This is a genomic window from Clostridia bacterium (assembly GCA_035561135.1).
In the GTDB taxonomy this organism is placed as follows: Bacteria; Acidobacteriota; Terriglobia; order Terriglobales; family Acidobacteriaceae; genus DATMYA01.
The window spans coordinates 1-1,586 of sequence record DATMYA010000029.1; the positions used below are offsets into that span (position 1 = coordinate 1).

At 63.3% G+C, this 1,586-nt stretch carries 2 protein-coding genes; one reads left to right on the forward strand and one right to left on the reverse strand.

Annotated elements, in window-relative coordinates; genetic code table 11:
- Window positions 1-365, forward strand: a 365-nt coding sequence (locus VN622_07095) for a PASTA domain-containing protein (protein ID HWR35619.1), incomplete at its 5' end; no start/stop codon positions are given.
- Here VN622_07095 and VN622_07100 read toward each other — a convergent pair.
- Window positions 362-1,586 (reverse strand): transcription antitermination factor NusB (locus VN622_07100; GenBank protein ID HWR35620.1); only part of this gene is annotated, 1,225 nt, incomplete at its 5' end. The genes VN622_07095 and VN622_07100 overlap by 4 nt on opposite strands.

Below are 1,586 nucleotides of genomic sequence, written 5' to 3' on the forward strand. Positions count from 1 at the left end.
GCGGGTTGGAGATGGGCTCGGTAGCCCAGATCTCTTTGCCCGGCACTCCGGCGGATCAGGTGATTGCGCAGAGTCCGCCGCCGAACGCACAGGGCGTCGCATCGCCGAGGCTCAGCCTTCTGGTCACTGCGCCGGAGCAGAGCAAATCGTTTGTCATGCCGGACTTCGGCGGCATGCCGCTGGGAGAAGTGTCGGTTGCCATCACCGATGCAGGGTTGAAGGTAGGCAACGTCAGCACGTTGAAGCAAGATCCCTCGGCAGTGGCGCAGTCGCAAGCCACCGGAGCGATGGTTGCGCGCCAGACACCCGCTCCGGGCCAGCGCGTATCGCCGGGAATGATCGTGAACCTGGAAGTAGTCCGTTAGTCGCGCTGCAGGATCGCAGCGAAAAATCCATCGCCGGGATGCACGCCTTGAAGCGTTCGCAAGAAGCCTCCGCGAACGAGTCGCTCTGGCTCAATCGCCAACTCGCCCTGCTGCCGTAAGCCGCGCAGTTCCTGTGCACAATCGACGACGCTGAAACCTGTGCGCGCCGCGAGCGCTTCGCTAATGACGCCCTCGTTCTCTTCCACCTCGAGCGAGCAGGTCGAGTAGAGGAGCCGTCCTCCCGGCGCAACATGGTTGAGCGTCGCCGAGAGAATAGCAACCTGACGAGCGTGCAGATCTCGGAGGTCCTGCCGGCCCAGCTTCCATTTGATCTCCGGATTTCGCGCAAGCGTGCCGGTTCCGGAGCACGGAACGTCAGCCAACACGCGATCGAACTCGGCGCCAAAAGGAAGGTGCGTTGCATCGGCTGTGATGACCTGCACATTTCTTGCGCGCACGCGCTCCTGTAACAATCGCGTTCGGTGCTCGTGCAGATCGGCCGCGATGATGGTTGCCTCTGGATTGCGTTGCGCGAGGACCGCGGTCTTTCCACCAGGCGCAGCGCAGCAGTCCAGCAGTCGTGCGCCGTGTCCGACCAGCGACGCGACGAGCTGAGACGCTTCGTCCTGCACGAGGACGTGGCCTTCGCGGAAGGCGCGGGCGTGAACAATGTCGCCGCTGAGGACGCGTCGCGCTGACGTGAGCAGTTCTCCCGGCGCAAGTTCCACGCCATCGGCGCGGAGAGTTTCTTCGGCGCTGGCATCGAGCATTCGAAGCGTCGTCGGCGGGATCGCCTGATCGTACTCACAGATGCGCTGAGCGTTGCCGATGCCGTATTCGAGCACCCATCGCGCGGCGATCCAGGGAGGGTGCGCGAATTGCTCGGCCAAACTTTCGCCCGAAACGTCGCCGTTCGTTGCTGGAGCGACTTGCGGCGCGCATGCGAGCTTGCGCAGCACCGCGTTAGTGAACGGTGCGGCGGACTTCTTATGCGCGCGTTTCACCAGTTCAACGCTTTCGTTCACGGCGGCACGCGACGGCACTCGCTCAAGGTGACGTATCTGGTATGCGCCCAAGCGCAGCGCGATAAGAACCTCAGGGTCCAGGCGGTTCACTTTTTGCGATGAGTGCTTTGCGATGCCGGCGTCGAGTGCCGACTGCCAGCGCAAAGTGCCCATTACGAGTTCGGTGCAAAGGCCGCGATCGGCGGGGCTCAACTCG